This is a genomic window from Pantoea sp. M_10, from assembly GCF_008631515.1.
GTDB lineage: Bacteria > Pseudomonadota > Gammaproteobacteria > Enterobacterales > Enterobacteriaceae > Pantoea > Pantoea anthophila.
Genome location: NZ_VWUL01000001.1, coordinates 90943 through 109069 on the forward strand (window position 1 = coordinate 90943; position 18127 = coordinate 109069).

The 18127-nt window shown below is 55.3% G+C and carries 18 protein-coding genes, 2 tRNA genes and 1 other RNA gene; 10 read left to right on the forward strand and 11 right to left on the reverse strand.

Features of this window, described 5'->3' with window-relative positions; all coding sequences use genetic code 11:
• Positions 1-24 precede the first annotated feature (24 nt).
• Positions 25-876: an aldo/keto reductase gene (locus F3I47_RS00470; protein ID WP_150029516.1), complete on the forward strand. Its 852-nt coding sequence runs from the start codon at positions 25-27 to the stop codon at positions 874-876.
• Here the strand turns inward: F3I47_RS00470 and F3I47_RS00475 are convergent.
• Together F3I47_RS00475 and gapA are read right to left on the reverse strand one after the other, a co-directional pair.
• Positions 873-1772, reverse strand: a complete 900-nt coding sequence (locus F3I47_RS00475) for a D-hexose-6-phosphate mutarotase (RefSeq protein WP_150029517.1) — start codon at positions 1770-1772, stop codon at positions 873-875. The two genes, F3I47_RS00470 and F3I47_RS00475, sit on opposite strands and share 4 nt — an antisense overlap.
• 74 nt (positions 1773-1846) lie before the next feature.
• Positions 1847-2845, reverse strand: a complete 999-nt coding sequence (gene gapA / locus F3I47_RS00480) for a glyceraldehyde-3-phosphate dehydrogenase (RefSeq protein WP_046101933.1) — start codon at positions 2843-2845, stop codon at positions 1847-1849.
• 341 nt (positions 2846-3186) lie between these two features.
• On the opposite strand from gapA, the gene msrB reads away from it, so the two are divergent.
• On the forward strand, positions 3187-3597 hold the full coding sequence (msrB, locus tag F3I47_RS00485) for a peptide-methionine (R)-S-oxide reductase MsrB (RefSeq protein ID WP_046101932.1): 411 nt from the start codon (positions 3187-3189) through the stop codon (positions 3595-3597).
• A 5-nt stretch (positions 3598-3602) separates the two neighbouring features.
• Entirely contained in the window at positions 3603-3884 is a 282-nt protein-coding gene (locus F3I47_RS00490) for a YeaC family protein (protein ID WP_009089887.1), read from the forward strand.
• 29 nt (positions 3885-3913) lie between these two features.
• Here F3I47_RS00490 and pncA read toward each other — a convergent pair whose 3' ends face one another.
• The 3 genes from pncA to sppA form a co-directional block, all read right to left on the reverse strand.
• Complete coding sequence (pncA, locus tag F3I47_RS00495) at positions 3914-4522, reverse strand: bifunctional nicotinamidase/pyrazinamidase (protein ID WP_046101931.1); 609 nt, start codon at positions 4520-4522, stop codon at positions 3914-3916.
• Between the two features lie 17 nt (positions 4523-4539).
• A complete protein-coding gene (gene ansA, locus F3I47_RS00500) occupies positions 4540-5553 on the reverse strand; it encodes an asparaginase (protein ID WP_009089890.1) in 1014 nt (337 codons plus the stop codon).
• Between the two features lie 85 nt (positions 5554-5638).
• On the reverse strand, positions 5639-7501 hold the full coding sequence (gene sppA / locus F3I47_RS00505; RefSeq protein ID WP_150029518.1) for a signal peptide peptidase SppA: 1863 nt from the start codon (positions 7499-7501) through the stop codon (positions 5639-5641).
• A 173-nt stretch (positions 7502-7674) separates the two neighbouring features.
• Here sppA and F3I47_RS00510 point away from each other — a divergent pair, with 173 nt between their 5' ends.
• The 3 genes from F3I47_RS00510 to F3I47_RS00520 all read left to right on the forward strand — a co-directional run bounded on the left by F3I47_RS00510 (position 7675) and on the right by F3I47_RS00520 (position 10636).
• The gene (locus F3I47_RS00510; protein WP_009089893.1) at positions 7675-8226 is read left to right on the forward strand and encodes an NAD(P)H nitroreductase; all 552 of its coding nucleotides are present in this window, start codon (positions 7675-7677) and stop codon (positions 8224-8226) included.
• Positions 8227-8414: 188 nt separating this feature from the next.
• The gene (locus F3I47_RS00515; protein WP_009089894.1) at positions 8415-10331 is read left to right on the forward strand and encodes a DNA topoisomerase III; all 1917 of its coding nucleotides are present in this window, start codon (positions 8415-8417) and stop codon (positions 10329-10331) included.
• The gene (locus F3I47_RS00520) at positions 10328-10636 is read left to right on the forward strand and encodes a YnjH family protein (protein ID WP_150029519.1); all 309 of its coding nucleotides are present in this window, start codon (positions 10328-10330) and stop codon (positions 10634-10636) included. The genes F3I47_RS00515 and F3I47_RS00520 overlap by 4 nt, the downstream gene beginning before the upstream one ends.
• A gap of 33 nt (positions 10637-10669) precedes the next feature.
• Here F3I47_RS00520 and xthA read toward each other — a convergent pair whose 3' ends face one another.
• The 6 genes from xthA to F3I47_RS00550 all read right to left on the reverse strand — a co-directional run bounded on the left by xthA (position 10670) and on the right by F3I47_RS00550 (position 13544).
• The gene (gene xthA / locus F3I47_RS00525; protein ID WP_009089896.1) at positions 10670-11476 is read right to left on the reverse strand and encodes an exodeoxyribonuclease III; all 807 of its coding nucleotides are present in this window, start codon (positions 11474-11476) and stop codon (positions 10670-10672) included.
• Between the two features lie 187 nt (positions 11477-11663).
• Positions 11664-11791, reverse strand: a non-coding RNA gene (locus F3I47_RS00530) — RtT sRNA.
• A gap of 41 nt (positions 11792-11832) precedes the next feature.
• Positions 11833-11917 (reverse strand) — tRNA-Tyr (locus F3I47_RS00535).
• Positions 11918-11954: 37 nt separating this feature from the next.
• Positions 11955-12039, reverse strand: a tRNA-Tyr gene (locus F3I47_RS00540).
• 144 nt (positions 12040-12183) lie between these two features.
• Positions 12184-13032, reverse strand: coding sequence for a formyltetrahydrofolate deformylase (gene purU, locus F3I47_RS00545; protein WP_009089897.1), 849 nt, complete (start codon positions 13030-13032; stop codon positions 12184-12186).
• A 56-nt stretch (positions 13033-13088) separates the two neighbouring features.
• Positions 13089-13544, reverse strand: coding sequence for a YchJ family protein (locus tag F3I47_RS00550; RefSeq protein ID WP_072052716.1), 456 nt, complete (start codon positions 13542-13544; stop codon positions 13089-13091).
• Positions 13545-13640: 96 nt separating this feature from the next.
• Between F3I47_RS00550 and rssA the strand changes: the two genes are divergently transcribed.
• From rssA to F3I47_RS00570, 4 genes are all read left to right on the forward strand, one after another.
• On the forward strand, positions 13641-14546 hold the full coding sequence (rssA, locus tag F3I47_RS00555; protein WP_009089899.1) for a patatin-like phospholipase RssA: 906 nt from the start codon (positions 13641-13643) through the stop codon (positions 14544-14546).
• Positions 14547-14644: 98 nt separating this feature from the next.
• Positions 14645-15661, forward strand: coding sequence for a two-component system response regulator RssB (rssB, locus tag F3I47_RS00560; protein ID WP_009089900.1), 1017 nt, complete (start codon positions 14645-14647; stop codon positions 15659-15661).
• A 193-nt stretch (positions 15662-15854) separates the two neighbouring features.
• Positions 15855-16763 (forward strand): UTP--glucose-1-phosphate uridylyltransferase GalU, encoded by a 909-nt coding sequence (gene galU / locus F3I47_RS00565; RefSeq protein WP_009089901.1) that lies wholly within the window; start codon positions 15855-15857, stop codon positions 16761-16763.
• Between the two features lie 22 nt (positions 16764-16785).
• Positions 16786-18126, forward strand: a complete 1341-nt coding sequence (locus F3I47_RS00570) for a UDP-glucose/GDP-mannose dehydrogenase family protein (RefSeq protein ID WP_009089902.1) — start codon at positions 16786-16788, stop codon at positions 18124-18126.
• Position 18127: the final 1 nt, after the last annotated feature.

An 18127-nucleotide genomic window follows, 5' to 3' on the forward strand; every position in this document is an offset into this window, starting at 1 on the left:
CCCGTAATGGGGTAAGGGAAGAGAATGCGCAACAGAATCACGTTTGCCGGCCATGCGTCGCTGCCGGTTATCGGTCAGGGCAGCTGGTTTATGGGTGAAAATCCGTCGCAGCGTGCCCGTGAAGTCGCTGCCCTGCAGGCCGGACTCGACTGCGGGTTACGGCTGATCGATACGGCCGAAATGTATGCGGATGGCGGCGCAGAAGAGGTCGTCGGTGAGGCGCTGCGCGGTCGCCGCGATCAGGCCCTGCTGATCTCCAAAGTCTATCCCTGGAATGCAGGTCACTCGGATGCGATTGAAGCCTGCGAGCGCAGTCTGCGCCGGTTACAGACCGATTACCTCGACCTCTACCTGCTGCACTGGCGCGGAAATATTCCACTGGAAGAGACACTGCGCGCGATGGAAACGCTGCAGCAGCAGGGCAAGATTCGTTTCTGGGGGGTGTCAAACTTCGATACAGATGACATGGCCGAACTGTGGGACGAACCCAATGGGGAGCACTGTGCGACCAATCAGGTTCTCTACCATCTGGCGTCACGCGGTATTGAGTTTGATCTGTTGCCAGCCTGTCAGCAGCGGGGCGTGCCGGTGATGGCCTACTGTCCCCTGGCGCAGGCGGGTCGGCTGCGGGATACGCTCTTTACCGATCCTCTGCTGACTCAGATTGCACAGCAGAAGGGCATCAGCGTGGCGCAGCTTCTGCTGGCGTGGGTGATTCGTCAGCCTGGCGTGATCGCTATCCCTAAAGCCAGCTCTGTGGCCCACGTGCAGGAGAATGCTGCGGCGCTGGAGGTGGTGCTGACCGACGAAGAGCTTCAGCTTATCGATCGCGCCTGGCCTGCACCGCAGCATAAATTACCGCTGGATATCGTTTAGCCGATAGCCTTGTCGCTGGCGGCGGCTTTCTTTTTCAGACGGAACGTCGTGGCCAGCCGTGCCGGTTTCTCGCCCGCACTGCGCAGCGGTTTACTGATGCGCGCGGTTTCCACGCAGACCATCGTTTTATAACCCTCATTCGCCATATCGGCCATGCTACAGGAGAGTTCTACGCCGGGGTTCCAGGTGACAACGTCACTTTGATGGTGATGATAAACTTCGACCTGACGATGACCCGCTGTGTCATGAATCACCGAGCAATTTTCCGGCGCGGTGAAGATGCGGTCGATGCGGCCAGGATAACGCTGTCTGCCGTCGCTGCTGCCGGTCTCGCCGTTGTTCACTTTATCGATATAGCTGTTGCCGAGACCGGAGACCTCTACACCACTGATATCGCTCACGCTGAAGTAGCTGTGCAGCGCCGCCGTGGCCTCATAGTCACCATAGGCTTCCAGCTCAATCTCGCAATGCTCACCCAAGCGGAAGCGGGCAATCAGGGTAAACTCATGTGGCCAGAGTTTCAGCGTCTGGGGATTGCTCTCCAGCACCAGCGTCAGCATCACCCCCTCATCATTTTCGTCATGCGCGGTCAGCTTCCACGGCTGAACCCGGGCAAAACCGTGTGCCGGTTCACCAGCGGGGCCAAACCAGGGCCAGCAGATTGGCACGCCGCCGCGAATGGCTTTACCCGGTGAGAAGAGGCTCTTATCACTCAGCCAGAGCACCGGCTTTTCACCGCTGGGTTGCCAGGCGATCAGGTGTGCGCCCTGCAGCGTAATCGCCGCCCGGACTTTAGGATGGCTGACGACAATGGTCGGTAATTCACCCACCTGGCGCTGCGAGAGGTAAGGGGAGATCTGCGTGACTACCGGCAGAGAAAACAGTTTGTCTTGCATGTTCGATTCCTTCCTGTGCGGATCAAAAAAAGGGCGACCGAAGTCGCCCTTATTCTCAATGATGTCTGGCTGCCTTATTTAGCAGAAACCAGTGCAATCAGGTCGAGAACTTTGTTTGAGTAGCCAGTTTCGTTGTCATACCAGGAAACCAGTTTCACAAAGTTGTCGTTCAGCGCGATACCCGCTTTAGCGTCAAACACGGAAGTCAGGACTTCGCCGTTGAAGTCGGTAGAAACCACGTCATCTTCAACGTAGCCCAGAACGTCTTTCATCTCGCCTTCTGCAGCAGCTTTAATCGCAGCACAGATTTCTTTGTAAGATGCCGCTTTTTCCAGACGCACGGTCAGGTCAACAACGGAAACGTTAGGGGTTGGTACGCGGAACGCCATACCGGTCAGTTTGCCGTTCAGCTCTGGCAGAACTTTACCAACGGCTTTCGCTGCGCCAGTTGATGAAGGAATGATGTTCTGCGATGCGCCGCGGCCGCCGCGCCAGTCTTTGTGAGACGGGCCATCAACGGTTTTCTGCGTAGCAGTGGTCGCGTGAACGGTGGTCATCAGGCCTTCAACGATACCAAACTTGTCGTTGATGACTTTTGCCAGCGGAGCCAGGCAGTTAGTGGTGCAGGATGCGTTAGAAACGATATCCTGGCCTTCATATTTGTCGAAGTTTGCACCACGAACAAACATTGGGGTGTCATCTTTAGATGGACCGGTCAGAACGACTTTCTTAGCACCTGCGGTGATGTGTTTGCGTGCGGTTTCGTCGGTCAGGAAGATACCGGTTGCTTCTGCAACAACGTCAACGCCTGCTTCATCCCACTTCAGGTTAGCCGGGTCACGCTCAGCAGTAACACGGATTTTTTTACCGTTTACGATCAGTGCGCCATCCTGAACCTCTACGGTGCCGTCGAAACGACCGTGAGTAGAGTCATACTTCAGCATGTACGCCATGTAATCCGCGTCCAGCAGGTCGTTGATAGCAACGATTTCGATGTCAGAACGCTTCTGTGCAGCACGGAAAACGATGCGACCGATACGGCCGAAACCGTTGATACCTACTTTGATAGTCATATATTCCACCAGCTATTTGTTAGTGAATAAAAGGTTGCCTGTAAAATTACAAAAACCTTACCAGGCGTCAAGCGGAATCGTGTCAATTGTTGCGACAAATCAATTCGCCTGAGAGGAATTATTCGGTGCGCAACCGCTTGCGCGCCGCCAATGATATCGCGCTTCATTGAGTCAATCGCCGAATATATAGGGATGCTCCGGATAAAAGGTGATCGAAGTCACAAATCCGCTTTGCGATGGGCAGACTGAAAGGGTGAGCACAAAAAAAGACCCGGGTTATGTTGATCATTTGTTAGAATAATAGACGAAATTTTCAGAATGGCACTGCCCGGAATCCTAAAATGGCTAAAGAGACCGCACCCGAAGCAAAAATTGCGCAGCTGACTGAAATGCAGCGCTACGTTACTCAGCATCGCGGAACGGAACCGCCTTACAGCGGCGCCCTGTTGCACAACAAGCAGGAGGGCATCTATCACTGTCTGGTGTGTGAAGCGCCCCTTTTTCTGTCAGAAACCAAATATGACTCAGGCTGTGGCTGGCCCAGTTTCTATCAGCCGGTCAGTGATGAGGCGATTCGCTATATCGAAGACAACTCTCACGGTATGCAGCGCGTGGAGATCCGCTGCGGCAGCTGTGACGCGCACCTCGGGCATGTTTTCCCGGATGGTCCGCAGCCTACCGGCGAACGCTACTGTGTAAACTCCGCCTCGCTGAATTTCACCGATGAGCAGGGCGAACAGACCAGAGGGTAAAGGCGATGAAGGAACAACTGGAAGCCATGCTGGCGTCAATGACGCCGGAAGTCTATCAGCGTCTGGCAACGGCGGTGGAGATCGGTAAATGGCCCGACGGCGTGGCCCTGACCCAGGAGCAGCGTGACAACTGCCTGCAGCTGGTCATGATGTGGCAGGCGAGACACAACGATGCGCCGCAGCACATGACCATCGGCAAAGGGGGTGAGATGGTGATGAAGTCAAAAAAAGAGCTGAAGGAAGAGTTCGGCATTGAATCGGACGTGACCCGTATTCATCTGCACTAAAAAAAAGCTGGCGTACTGCCAGCTCTGTTTTAAATCAGAACCGCGCCCTGCGCGGTCATCTGCGCAAAGGCGATGTCGCTGTCTTCAGGATTCAGATTCACGCCGCGGCAGCCCTCTTTGACCACCTCAACGTGATAACCCAGCTCCAGTGCATCCAGCACGCTGTATTTAACGCAGTAGTCGGTCGCCAGCCCCAGCATCACCAGATGAGTGATGCCACGCTCGCGCAGCCAGCTGTCCAGCTCGGTTTTACGGCGATGACCATTGTCAAAAAAGGCGCTGTAACTGTCGACATCCTGGTCCTGACCCTTGTGGAAGGTTGCATCGAACAGCGAACGATCCAGGCCGGGGTGAAAGTCTGCGCCGGCCGAGCCCTGTATGCCGTGATCCGGCCACCAGATCTGTGCCAGACCGTTCAGCTCACCCAGGGTATAGACCGGCTCACCGGAGACCGAGGCGAAACTCCCATGGTCGGCCGGATGCCAGTCCTGCAGGGCCAGCACGCATTCCCCGTTCTCGCGAAAGGCTCGCGCATAGCGATTTGCCACGTCGACCGTCTGGTCTCCCTCATGGACTGCCATCGGGCCGCCGGGGCAAAAATCGTTCTGTATATCAATAATGATGAGTGCCCGCTTCATTCTGATTCGCTCCGTAGTCAGTCTTCGGTCAGTTCGCCGCGCAGATTCTGCTGCATCCGGGCGCGGATTTGATCGGCAGAGAGATCCTGGCTGAGTAAAAAGTGTAGTTTGGTCAGTGCCGCTTCCACGGTCAGATCCGATCCGCTGATCACGCCCGCATGTTCCAGCGCATTGCCGGTGGCGTAGCCGCCCATATTGACCTTGCCTGAAATACACTGGGTGAGGTTCACCACGACGATGCCACGTTCGCTGGCCTGTTGCAGTTCAGCCAGAAACTCTTTGTTCTGTGGCGCATTACCTACGCCATAGGAGCGGAGGATCAGCGCTTTCACCGGCTGACGCAGGAAGTTACGCACCACATCCGCAGAGATACCCGGATAGATAGTTACCACGCCAATCGGCTGCGGGGTAATGGTGTGAACTTTCAGCTCACCCTGACCGGCAGGGGCAGGCGGCGTATTAAGGCGGCGGATATGAATGCCCGCTTCCAGCAGCGCCGGAAGGTTTGGCGAGGCAAAGGCGTTAAAGCCATCGGCATGCGCCTTGGTGGTCCGGTTACCGCGATAGAGCGTGTTGTTGAAAAACAGCGACACTTCGCTAATCGGATAGTTGGCCGCCACATAAAGGGAGTTCAGCAGATTCTGCTGACCGTCCGAGCGTAATTCCGCTAACGGAATCTGCGAGCCGGTGACGATAACCGGCTTGGCCAGATTCTCCAGCATAAATGAGAGCGCGGAGGCGGTGAAGGCCATGGTGTCTGTGCCATGCAGGATCACAAAGCCGTCATAGCGATCGTAGTTCTGGCGGATATCTTCAGCGATAGACTGCCAGTCCTCCGGCGTCATGTCAGAGGAGTCGATCAGCGGCTGATATTCGTGAATCGTGAAATCAGGCATTTCAGGGCGGTGGAACTCCGGCATGTCTGCCAGCTGTTGTTGCAGGTGGCCGGAAACCGGAATATAGCCCTGCGCCGAACGCTGCATACCGATTGTCCCGCCCGTGTAGGCTACATAGATATTTTTCTTTTGCATGAAAACACTCAGACTTGCCGTAAAACGCGCAGTATAAGGGGAATAGCGGGGAAAAGCAGCCCGACCAGCGGCCGGGCTGCGAGGTTTATCGCACTTCGCCGCAGTTGAGGCAGAATGCGTAACGGTTCTGCGGATCGTTGAGATGGTCCAGCAGACCCGGCTGGGCTTTCATCGCACTCATCACATCCAGCATGGGGGCGGGCAGCCAGGCCTTAAGCGTGGCAGGCAGCACGGCCTGCACTGAGGCATTCATCTGACCCAGGATCAGATCCAGGAAGCCGGGCTCATCCTGATACCAGCTCAGCTGCGGCTTGCTGACTTTGGCCAGCTCACCCGCTTTCTTCACCGCATCGTCAAAGTCACCCAGCGCATCCACCAGACCATTGGCTTTCGCATCGCTGCCGGTCCAGACGTGGCCCTGAGCAATCGCATCGATCTGTTCCGGCGTTTTATGGCGGGACTTCGCCACCAGGCCAACGAAGTTGCGGTAGCCATTTTCGATGGTCAGCTGCATCAGCTGCTGCACTTCAGCAGGCAGCGCCTTGGTGGTGGAAATATCCGCCAGCGGCGAGGTTGCGACACCATCGGTGTGAACCCCGATGCTGTCCAGGCTATTTTCCAGGGTATTGATGACCCCGAAGATGCCAATCGAGCCGGTGAGCGTGCTGGGGTTCGCCACGATATAACTGGCAGGCGTTGAGATCCAGTAGCCGCCGGATGCGGCCATACCGCCCATCGAAACCACAATCGGTTTGCCCGCTGCCTGCGCCGCCGCCAGCTCTTCGCGAATCGCTTCAGAGGCGGTGACGCTGCCACCCGGGCTGTTCACCCGCAGAATAATCGCTTTGATTTTGGGATCGAGACGCGCATCGCGGATCTGCGCCGCCGTGGTGTCGCCACCGACGTTGCCCGGCGTCTCTTCACCATCCATGATGGCACCGCTGGCCAGCACCACGGCGATGTTGCCATCCTGCTGTGCTGAGGCGGACTTCACGCTGTAGTCATAGATGCTGACGCTGCGGTAATCGTTAGTCTGCTTATCCAGACCAAAGGTTTTCACCAGCTCCTGATCGGCCGCCGCGCGCGAGTCCAGAACATCGACCAGCTTGTTATCCAGCGCATATTGCGCGGTGTCGCCTTTGACTGCATTCAACCCGGCAATAATCGCCGCCGCACCCGGGAACAGCTGTTCCGGCGTAATCTGACGATTCGCCGACACGGTGTTCAGGTAGTTCTGCCACAGCTGACCAATCCAGCGGCTGTCTGCGTCACGGGCGGCAGGGGACATATCATCACGCAGGAAAGGTTCGACCGCCGATTTGTAGGTGCCGACGCGGAAAACGTGCGAGGTCACTTTCAGCTTCTCCAGCAGGGTTTTATAATAAAGCCCGTTGGTGGCGAAACCGTGCAGATCCACGGTGCCCTGCGGTGAGAGATAGATTCTGGTGGCGTAGCTGGCAAGATAGTACTGCGCCTGGCTGTATCTGTCGCCCAGGGCATAAATCGGCTTGCCGCTGTCACGAAATTCCCGCAGCGCTTTACCCACATATTGCAGTGACGGCTGATCGCCGCCCGCAAACTCACGTAAATCGAGCACCATCCCTTTGATGTTGCTGTCATCTTTCGCCTGACGAATGGCATCGACCACATCAAACAGTGAGTTTTCCTGCAAACGGTCGCTGCTGGCGCCCAGTAACTGACGGCCAATTTTGCTGAGACGGTTGCTCACTGAGGGTTTATCGACCAGCACGCCGCTGAGATCGACTTTCAGTGCGCCCTGCTGAATGGGGGCTGAACTGCTGCCTGAGCCACTGACCTGCAGCCAGATCCCTACACCCACCACAATCAACAAAATCAGGAAAATATTCAGAATGAATTCCCTGATAAAATTTAATACCCGCCAGCTCCAGCGGAACAGACCTGCGATTATTCGCCACAATGTGCGCATCAGACTCTCCATAAATATGTAGCAGGAAGTGGCCGCCGCGCGGCCCCGGCTTCCCCGACGAGCTCATCCTAAAGAGCGCCGTGTTAAAAGTCAGCAGGAAATCACCGCGCACTGTTACAAAAAATCTGGCTGTGCCAGGATGAAGGCAACAATACAGAGATCGGGAGAGAAACATGGACGCCCTTGAATTACTGGTAAATCGTCGTTCGGCCTCACGCCTGAGTGAACCTGCCCCGGCGGGTGAGATCCTTGAAAATATCCTGCGGGCGGGCATGCGCGCCCCGGATCATGGCACCCTGCAACCCTGGCGCTTCGTCATTGTGGAAAAGGAGGGGCGCGACCGGATGAGCCAGCTGCTGGAGCGTGCGGCACGGGAAAAACAGCTGGATGAAAAGGCGATTAACAAAGCAAGTCAGTCGCCGTTTCGCGCCCCGATGATCATCACGGTGGTGGCCCACTGCGAGGAGCATCATAAAGTGCCGCGCTGGGAGCAGATTGCCTCAGCCAGCTGTGCGGTCATGGCAATGCAGATGGCCGCCGTCGCGCAGGGTTACAACGGCATCTGGCGCAGCGGTCCCTGGACCGATGACGAGCAGGTGCGGCAGGCATTTGGCTGCCGGGAGCAGGATGCCATTGTCGGCTTCCTCTATCTGGGCACGCCACAACTGAAATCAAGCACCACAGTTCTCCCGCCTGACACCACGCCTTTCGTGCGCTATTTCTGATCCTCTTTATCCGCTGGCAGCAGGGCGTTCTCAGCCCTGCTTTTTGCACGGTTCCTGTGCGAACGATCGCTAACACTGCGCGTCATGCTTACGCCAGCAGGCCTGCCAGGCTAACATAGCCCTGAATTTACACCGACAGCCGAGCCGGTTACTCTCCGTTTCCCTGATGTTAAGGACTAGCTGATTCAATGCGTTTGTTTATTGCGGAAAAACCGAGCCTGGGACGTGCGATTGCCGATGTACTGCCGAAACCGCATCGACGGGGTGATGGATTTATTGCCTGCGGCAACGATCAGATTGTCACCTGGTGCGTAGGGCACCTGCTGGAGCAGGCGCAGCCCGACACTTATGACAGCCGCTATGCACGCTGGTCGCTGGCGGATCTGCCGATTATTCCCGAAAAATGGCAGCTGCAACCGCGCCCGTCGGTCGCGAAACAGCTGAAGGTGGTCGAGGGACTGCTGGCGCAGGCGACAGAAGTGGTGCATGCCGGTGACCCGGATCGGGAGGGGCAGCTACTGGTCGATGAAGTGCTCGACTATCTGAAACTGCCCGCGGAAAAGCGCAGCAAAGTGCAGCGCTGCCTGATCAACGATCTCAACCCGCAGGCGGTGGATCGGGCGGTCAACCGTCTGCGTGAGAATCGCGAATTTATTCCGCTGTGTGTTTCGGCGCTGGCTCGCGCGCGGGCAGACTGGCTCTATGGCATTAACATGACCCGCGCCTGGACACTGCTGGGGCGAAATGCAGGCTATGATGGCGTGCTGTCGGTTGGCCGGGTGCAGACTCCGGTGCTCGGGCTGGTGGTGCGGCGTGATGAAGAGATTGAAAACTTCCTGCCGAAAGAGTATTTCGAAGTTAAAGCCCACATCGTCACGCCTGATGGCACCCGGTTTGTGGCCAGCTGGATCCCCAGCGAAGCCTGTGAGCCGTGGCAGGATGAAGAGGGCCGTCTGCTCAGACGCGCCCTGGCAGATCATGTGGTGGCCCGGATTACCGGTCAGCCAGCGACGGTCACGGCCTACAGCGATAAACGGGAAAATGAGGGGGCACCACTGCCATTCTCCCTCTCCAGCCTGCAGATTGAGGCGGCAAAACGTTACGGGCTGAGTGCGCAGACGGTACTGGATACCTGTCAGCGGCTGTATGAAACCCACAAGCTGATTACCTATCCGCGTTCGGACAGCCGCTATCTGCCCGAAGAGCATTTTGCCGGGCGTCATGCAGTACTTAAGGCGATTCAGGCGCATCAGTCACAGCTGACCCCGCCCGCTGATTTCGATGCGGATCGGCGCAACCGCTGCTGGGATGATAAAAAGGTGGATGCCCACCACGCCATTATTCCGACCGCCCGCGCCGGCGCGGTAAAGCTAACAGAAAACGAGCAGCATATTTATGAGCTGGTGGCGCGCCAGTATCTGATGCAGTTCTGCCCGGATGCGGTGTTCCGTAAGTGCGTCATCGACCTCGAAATTGCCGGGGGAAAATTTGTTGCGAAAGCGCGTTTCCTGGCGGAGGCGGGCTGGCGTGCACTGCTGGGCAGCAAAGAGCGTGACGAGGAGAATGACGGCATGCCGCTGCCGGTGGTGGCGAAAGGGGATACGCTGTTGTGCGAGCGCGGCGAGGTGCTGGCGAAGCAAACTCAGCCGCCGCGTCCGTTCACCGATGCCACGCTTCTCTCTGCGATGACTGGTATTGCCCGGTTCGTTCAGGATAAAGAATTAAAGAAAGTGCTGCGTGCGACCGATGGTTTAGGAACGGAAGCGACGCGGGCTGGCATTATTGAACTGCTCTTTCGTCGTGGTTTCCTGGTGAAGAAAGGGCGATACATCAACGCGACCGAGGCCGGACGCGCCCTGATTCACTCGTTGCCCGATCTGGCTGCCCGCCCGGATATGACGGCGCAGTGGGAGTCCACACTGACCCGTATCAGCGAAAAGGCCTGTCGTTATGAGGAATTTATGCAACCGCTGGTCCAGACCTTAACCGGTCTGATCCACCAGGCGCGACAGCAGCCTGCGGCGCATGCCTTTCGGGGATTACCCTCCACCGGACAGAAGCGTCCGGTGCGCAAAACCAGACGTAAAGTGAAGGAGACGGAATGAGGCGTTACTCAGTATTGATGGTGCTGGCCCTGTCGCTGGCAACCAGCGCAGTACAGGCCAACGGTCGCTATCAGTCGATGCCACCCGGTAATAACGGTATGAACACCGATGTGGTAGTGGATATGCCGCCGGAAGCCTGGACGCAGGCAGAGCGACGTCAGCCAGACTGCCTGCGCTGCTGTATTTTTGAAAACCGTAACTACAGTGAAGGCGCGGTGGTGAAGTCGGAAGGGGTGCTGCTGCAGTGCGCCCGGGATGAGCACTCCATCGGCACCAACAACCTGATCTGGAAGATAGTGAAATAAGTGTCGCGTGGCGCTCTGCCACGCGACCATCAGTTAAAAGCGAAACAGCGACCAGATGGGAGCGTGATCAGAGGGCTTCTCCATGCCACGGATCTCATAATCAATGCCGGTCTCAACGCAGTGTGCTGCCAGATTTTTGCTTGCCAGCACCAGATCGATGCGCAGGCCGCGATTATCATCGAAACCTTTTGAACGGTAATCAAACCAGGAGAAGCGATCGGCGACCTCCGGGTTATGTTCACGCCAGGTATCAACCAGGCCCCAGCCCAGCAGCCGATCCATCCACTCGCGCTCTTCCGGCAGGAAGGAGCATTTACCGGTTCGCAGCCAGCGCTTGCGGCTATCCTCGCCAATTCCAATATCCCGATCGGTGCTGCTGATATTCATGTCACCCATGATCAGAACCGGTTTATCGGCAGGCAGATCTTCGGTCAGCAGACGCTGCAGGTCGCGATAGAACTTCTCTTTTGCCGGAAACTTGGTGGGATGGTCGCGGCTTTCACCCTGCGGGAAATAGCCGTTAATGACCGTGATGTCGCCGATCGGGCTGGGAATTTCCGCCATGATCAACCGGCGCTGTGCCTCTTCATCCTCTCCCGGAAAGCCCCGGCTCACTGAAACCGGCTGCATTCTGGTGAGCAGTGCCACGCCGTAGTGGCCTTTCTGACCGTGATAGAAAACGTGATAACCCAGCTTTGAGACCTCTTCCAGCGGGAACATTTCGTCATGGACTTTGGTTTCCTGTAAGCCAATGACATCGGGCTGATGCTGTTCAACCAGCGCCTGAAGCTGATGAGGTCGGGCGCGCAACCCATTGATGTTGAATGAAACAAATTTCATGAGGTCAACCATGGTTCAGAAAATGAGAGGCGGTGATGGTAGCGATTTTTACTGAAAAAGTCATGGCAGAAGAGGGGGCAGAACGTTTGAAAACGTGGAGGTGCTCTGTCAGCAGGGGGTTCTCATCCCTCTCCCCGCAGAACAGGTAGCTGATGTATCGATTTGGGGAAATGTACTGAATGCAGGATGGTGGTGGGAGAAGGATGATTCGGCGCGTTGCGCCTCACCCTGCGGGCCGCGCTGAAGCGCGTTGTCTCACGATGCTCGACACGAACCTTAGTCGAAGGTTCTCATCCCTCTCCCCGCAGAACAGGAAGCTGATGTTACGATATGGGGAAAGTGTGCTGAATGCAGGATGGTGGTGGGAGAAGGATTCGAACCTTCGAAGTCTGTGACGGCAGATTTACAGTCTGCTCCCTTTGGCCGCTCGGGAATCCCACCGGGGATAATGCTGGCTTGAGGCGTATTCAGATTCAGATGGTGGTGGGAGAAGGATTCGAACCTTCGAAGTCTGTGACGGCAGATTTACAGTCTGCTCCCTTTGGCCGCTCGGGAATCCCACCATGGCCTGAATCTTTCACTCTCAAAGCGGGGCGCATCATACCAAATGCGATAAGGGTGTAAAGCGCCCACTGGCAAAACAGGAACTGTTTGCCCACTTTTTACGCGTAGCGCTGAATCCGCAGTCAATTCAGCGCGCTGGCTGATTAAAGAATAATCGTACGGTTGCCGTAAACGAAGACGCGCTGCCCCAGCACTTTATAGAGGGCGTTGCTCAGTACGTTTTTTTCGACGTCACGACCCGCACGCATCATCTCGTCAGCGGTATAGCTGTGATCGACATTAATCACATCCTGCATGATGATTGGGCCTTCATCGAGATTATCATTCACGTAGTGCGCGGTGGCACCAATGATCTTCACGCCACGCTCGTAGGCCTGATGATAAGGCCGGGCACCGATAAAGGCAGGCAGGAAAGAGTGGTGAATGTTAATAATCTGGTTCGGGAAGCGCTGCACAAAGGCAGGGGTCAGGACGCGCATATATTTCGCCAGCACCACATAATCGGGCTGATAGCGGTCAATCTCTTCCACCATGCGGTTATCGTGCTCTTCCCGCGTCAGTCCCTCGTGACTCACCAGAACGAAAGGAATATCAAACCGCTCAACCAGCGAACGCAGCGTGTCATGGTTACCAATGACCGCGGCAATCTCCATATCCAGACCGCCAAACGCGCTCTTCATTAACAGGTCACCCAGGCAGTGCGCCTCTTTGGTGACCAGAATCACCACGCGACGGCGACCGGCGCTGTGCAGTTCACGCACTGACCCCTGGGGCAGGGCGCTGTCGAGATCGGCCAGCAGGGTGTTGTCGTTGAAGATGCCTTCCAGCTCGGTACGCATGAAAAAACGCCCGGTGCGATGATCAACAAACTCATTGTTCTGCACGATATTGAGTTCGTGCTTGTAACAAATATTGGTGATTTTGGCGATCAGACCTTTTGCATCGGGACAAATGGTTCGTAAAACTTTTCTTTGCATGGTTTGCGCTTGCATCTCAATCAGAGTCCTGTCAAAGCATTAGGGGTTAAACTGCGGGCTCAGCCTTCAGCTCAACCACAACATTTTTTGTATTTCTTATCACTGCCGCATGGGCAACGATCGTTGCGCCCAACGGGCGGCACGGAACCGTCAACATAGTACCAGCGTTGATCCTCGCGAAGAAAGCGGGAACACTCATGAATGGCATGAATGTTCGTTTTCTCGCGGTATCGCGCAAAAAAAGTCACGAACGCTTCATTATCATGGCTTCCATGATTACAACGGGTTACATTCAGGCTAAGCCAATCGGTACCGGAAAAACTTTCAGATAAAAGCCCTGACATCTCCGGATGACGTTTGTCAGGATGCCAGGTCGCGACCAGATATTCGGCATTGTGCTTAACATAGGCACAGTAGCGGGAGCGCATAAGTTGTTCAGCCGTAACAGGAATCTGGTTACCCTGCAGAAAGGGCTCGCAACATACGCTATACTGCTGTCCGCTACAACATGGGCAGGTTTCTGACACATTAGCTCCCGAAAATGATGAGTCGGTTTCATAAGCGCGCTATGTTAGCTGACCCCACGCTGTGACGCTACGTATTGACGGCAGGACCAGATACAAATGAGAAAGGTAAAAATAGGATTGGCGCTGGGGGCCGGCGCAGCGAAAGGATGGGCGCACATTGGCGTGATCAACGCACTGGAGCGTGCGGGTATCGGGATCGACGTCGTGGCGGGTTGCTCTGTCGGCGCGCTAGTCGGGTCAGCCTATGTGAATAACCGGCTGCCGCTGATGGAAAAGTGGGTCAGTGCGTTTCGCTACTGGGATGTGATCCGGCTGATGGATGTCTCCTGGCAACGGGGCGGACTGCTGCGCGGTGAGCGGGTCTTTAACCATGTGCGCCAGCTGATCCCCAATGATGCGATAGAGCAGTGCAGCAAACCTTTCGGCGTGGTGGCCACCAATCTCAGCACGGGGCGGGAGCTCTGGCTGACGGAGGGCGATCTGCATCAGGCGGTTCGCGCTTCCTGCAGTATGCCAGGTTTATTACCGCCGGTGGGCTACAATGGGTATTGGCTGGTGGATGGTGCCGTCGTCAATCCGGTGCCGATCTCACTGACCCGCGCGCTGGGTGCAGACATTGTGATTGCGGTTGACCTGCAGCATGACGCGCATTTAATGCAGCAGGATCTGTTTTCCGTTACGCCTAAAAATAGTGAAGAAGAAGCCGCTGCAGCGGCATTGAGTTGGGGTGGAAAGCTGCGTCAGCGACTGGTGAGTTTCACCCAGCGCCGTGCGTCTCAGTCACCGGGTGCGATGGAGATTATGTCAACCTCTATCCAGGTGCTGGAAAATCGCCTGAAGCGCAACCGTATGGCAGGCGATCCACCCGATGTTTTAATACAGCCGGTCTGTCCGCAGATTTCAACGCTGGACTTTCATCGGGCTGAAGAGGCCATTGAGGCAGGCAGGGCCGCCGTGGAAAAGAAAATGGATGAACTGTTACCACTGGTCCGTGGCAGATAATCAGGTTGTTCATTCAAAACGGTGACTTTACGCAATTCTGAAGGCGCAACTGCGTTTTATGAACCACTATTGAATTATCTGGCAGGCAGGGGGAAAGAATGGAAAAACCACTACTCGGCAAAAAGATACTCATTGTCGAAGATGAGGCTGTTTTCCGTTCGTTGCTGGACCAATTTTTGTTATCGATGGGTGCTGTAACGTTAAAAGCGGAAGATGGACTGGAAGCAATTGCACAACTACAACAGCATACTGTCGACCTGATCATCAGCGATCTCGAAATGCCCCGTATGAGCGGCATTCAGTTTGTTGAGCACATTCGTACCCGCGGTAACGTTGTGCCGATTTTGATTATCTCAGCGACAGAAAATATGTCTGACATCGCACATGTGCTGCGCCTTGGCGTGCAGGATGTGCTGCTTAAACCACTGAAAAATCTGGAACGCTTCCGCGAAGCGGTCTATGAATGTCTCTATCCCTCCATGTTCACCTCGAAGGTGGAAGAGGATGAGCAGCTGTTCCAGGACTGGGACGCCCTGGTCCGCGACCCGAAAGCGGCCGCCAAACTGCTCAAACAACTCCAGCCGCCGGTGCAACAGACCGTCGCCAACTGCCGGGTCAACTATCGTCAGCTGACGATGGCCGAACAGCCGGGCCTGGTGCTCGACATTGCGGCGCTCTCTGAAAAGGACCTGGCCTTCTACTGTCTGGACGTCACCCGTGCGGGTGATAATGGCGTGCTGGCCGCTCTGCTGCTGCGTGCGCTGTTTAACGGCCTGCTTCAGGAGCAGCTCTCCGGGCAAAAACAGCGTCTGCCGGAACTTAACGGGCTGCTCAGACAGGTCAATCTGCTGCTGCGCCAGGCGAACCTCAGCGGCCAGTTCCCTCTGCTGGTGGGCTACTATCATCGTGGTCTGAAAAATCTGATCCTGGTCTCGGCCGGATTAAATGCCACGCTTCACGTTGATACCCATCAGATTCAGCTCAGTAATGGTGTTCCCCTTGGCACTATGGGTAGCACCCACCTCAATCAAATCAGTCAGCGCGCAGACAACTGGCAGTGCCACGTCTGGGGCGCGGGTGGTCGCATTCGGCTGATGCTGTCAGCAGAAGAATAAACGGCAAAAATGGAAAGATTCTGGCGCTGAGGACAGGGCCAGAACTTAGCTTTACAGTTGGGTAATAGTCTTAATTTCGACGGATTGATGCCTTCCAGGATAAATCCGTTCGATACTAACTGATATACTCATTTTCGATTTTAAACCGACATATCAAGTATTAACTTGAACGGCCTATGAGAGAGGTAACTTAATGTCTGCCAATAATACCAAAGTAAAAAAAGCGGTAATCCCGGTCGCGGGTTTGGGTACGCGTATGCTCCCGGCCACCAAAGCGATTCCAAAAGAGATGTTACCGCTGGTTGATAAGCCGTTAATCCAGTATGTCGTTAACGAGTGTATCGCTGCAGGCATCAACGAGATTGTGCTGGTTACGCATTCATCTAAAAATGCCATCGAAAACCATTTTGATACCAGCTTCGAACTGGAATCTATGCTGGAAAAACGTGTTAAGCGTCAGCTGCTGGATGAAATCCAGTCAATCTGCCCGCCACACGTGACCATCATGCAGGTTCGTCAGGGTATCGCGAAAGGCCTGGGCCACGCAGTGATGTGTGCACACCCACTGATCGGTAACGAGCCGTTTGCCGTTATCCTGCCAGACGTCATCATCGACGAATATGAATCTAACCCAACCAAAGATAACCTGGCCGAGATGCTGACCCGTTATGAAGAGTCAGGCCGCAGCCAGATTATGGTTGAGCCGGTTGCCGATGTAACCGCTTACGGTGTTGTCGATTGCCAGGGCGCAGAACTGAACCCAGGCGACAGCGCACCGATGGTCGGTGTGGTTGAGAAACCAAAAGCGACCGAAGCGCCATCTAACCTGGCGGTCGTAGGTCGTTATGTTCTGTCTGCAGACATCTGGCCTCTGCTGGCGAAGACGCCTCCGGGTGCGGGCGGCGAAGTTCAGCTGACCGACTCTATCGCCATGCTGATGGAAAAAGAGACCGTTGAAGCTTATCACCTGAAAGGCGTAAGCCATGACTGTGGTAACAAACTGGGCTACATGCAGGCTTTCGTTGAGTACGGTGTTCGTCATCCGGTATTGGGCAAAGATTTCTCTGAATGGCTCGATAGCGCAGTTGGCAACAAAAAGTAATTTATAAACACAGGATAACTCGATGAAAGTCACTGTATTTGGTATCGGCTATGTCGGTCTGGTTCAGGCTGCGGTGTTAGCCGAAGTCGGACATGACGTTCTCTGCATTGATGTCGACGCAAACAAAGTCGAAAATCTGAAAAAAGGCATCATTCCTATTTTCGAACCAGGTTTAACCCCGCTGGTAATGTCCAATTACGAAGCGGGTCGTCTGAAGTTCAGCACTGATGCTGCACAGGGCGTAAACCATGGTGTTATGCAGTTTATTGCAGTAGGTACACCACCGGATGAAGACGGCTCTGCCGATCTGAAATATGTGACCGCCGTAGCGCGCACCATTGCGCAGCATATGAACGATCACAAAGTGGTTATCGACAAATCAACCGTACCGGTTGGCACAGCAGACAAAGTTCGTGCGGTGATGGCGGAAACGCTGAAATCGCGTGACGCCAACATCACCTTTGATGTGGTGTCGAACCCGGAATTCCTGAAAGAAGGTGCGGCAGTGAATGACTGCATGCGTCCTGAGCGCATCGTTGTCGGTACCGACAACGATGAGGTGGTCGAGCTGTTACGCGAGCTTTATGAGCCGTTTAACCGCAACCACGATCGCATGATCATGATGGATATCCGCAGCGCAGAGCTGACCAAGTATGCAGCAAACTGCATGCTGGCGACCAAAATCAGCTTTATGAATGAGATGTCCAACCTGGCTGAACGTTTAGGCGCGGATATTGAAAAAGTACGCCAGGGCATCGGTTCCGATCCCCGTATCGGCTACCACTTCATCTATCCTGGCTGTGGCTACGGTGGCTCTTGCTTCCCGAAAGATGTGCAGGCGTTAATCCGTACAGCGGAGTCTATTGGCTATCAGCCACGTCTGTTGCAGGCCGTGGAAGATGTCAATGACAACCAGAAAAACAAGCTGCCAACCTTCATCAAACGCCATTTTGGCGACGATCTGAAGGGTAAGACGTTTGCTCTCTGGGGCCTGTCATTTAAGCCGAACACTGACGACATGCGTGAAGCCTCCAGCCGTGTGCTGATGGAAACGCTGTGGGAAGCGGGCGCATCTGTTCAGGCGTTTGACCCGGAAGCGATGGATGAAGCGCAGCGTATCTACGGTCACCGCAGCGATCTTAAGCTGATGGGAACCAAAGAAGCGGCACTGCAGGGCGCAGACGGTCTGGTCATCTGTACGGAGTGGCAGAACTTCCGTGCGCCAGACTTCGACGTTATCAAAAATGCGCTGAAAGAAGCCGTGATTTTTGATGGTCGTAACCTGTATGATCCAGAGCGTATCAGCAAACGCGGTTTCGTTTATTATGCAATCGGCCGCGGAGCGTCTATTCAAACTGCATAAT

Bases quoted from the DNA above. Each gene is read 5' to 3' on its own strand.
- F3I47_RS00570 (WP_009089902.1), top strand. From the start codon at position 16,786: ATGAAAGTCACTGTATTTGGTATCGGCTATGTCGGTCTGGTTCAGGCT.
- galU (WP_009089901.1), top strand. From the start codon at position 15,855: ATGTCTGCCAATAATACCAAAGTAAAAAAAGCGGTAATCCCGGTCGCG.
- pncA (WP_046101931.1), bottom strand. From the start codon at position 4,522: ATGAAGCGGGCACTCATCATTATTGATATACAGAACGATTTTTGCCCC.
- gapA (WP_046101933.1), bottom strand. From the start codon at position 2,845: ATGACTATCAAAGTAGGTATCAACGGTTTCGGCCGTATCGGTCGCATC.
- F3I47_RS00470 (WP_150029516.1), top strand. From the start codon at position 25: ATGCGCAACAGAATCACGTTTGCCGGCCATGCGTCGCTGCCGGTTATC.
- F3I47_RS00520 (WP_150029519.1), top strand. From the start codon at position 10,328: ATGAGGCGTTACTCAGTATTGATGGTGCTGGCCCTGTCGCTGGCAACC.
- F3I47_RS00475 (WP_150029517.1), bottom strand. From the start codon at position 1,772: ATGCAAGACAAACTGTTTTCTCTGCCGGTAGTCACGCAGATCTCCCCT.
- sppA (WP_150029518.1), bottom strand. From the start codon at position 7,501: ATGCGCACATTGTGGCGAATAATCGCAGGTCTGTTCCGCTGGAGCTGG.
- ansA (WP_009089890.1), bottom strand. From the start codon at position 5,553: ATGCAAAAGAAAAATATCTATGTAGCCTACACGGGCGGGACAATCGGT.
- F3I47_RS00510 (WP_009089893.1), top strand. From the start codon at position 7,675: ATGGACGCCCTTGAATTACTGGTAAATCGTCGTTCGGCCTCACGCCTG.
- xthA (WP_009089896.1), bottom strand. From the start codon at position 11,476: ATGAAATTTGTTTCATTCAACATCAATGGGTTGCGCGCCCGACCTCAT.
- purU (WP_009089897.1), bottom strand. From the start codon at position 13,032: ATGCAAGCGCAAACCATGCAAAGAAAAGTTTTACGAACCATTTGTCCC.
- rssB (WP_009089900.1), top strand. From the start codon at position 14,645: ATGGAAAAACCACTACTCGGCAAAAAGATACTCATTGTCGAAGATGAG.
- rssA (WP_009089899.1), top strand. From the start codon at position 13,641: ATGAGAAAGGTAAAAATAGGATTGGCGCTGGGGGCCGGCGCAGCGAAA.
- F3I47_RS00515 (WP_009089894.1), top strand. From the start codon at position 8,415: ATGCGTTTGTTTATTGCGGAAAAACCGAGCCTGGGACGTGCGATTGCC.
- msrB (WP_046101932.1), top strand. From the start codon at position 3,187: ATGGCTAAAGAGACCGCACCCGAAGCAAAAATTGCGCAGCTGACTGAA.
- F3I47_RS00490 (WP_009089887.1), top strand. From the start codon at position 3,603: ATGAAGGAACAACTGGAAGCCATGCTGGCGTCAATGACGCCGGAAGTC.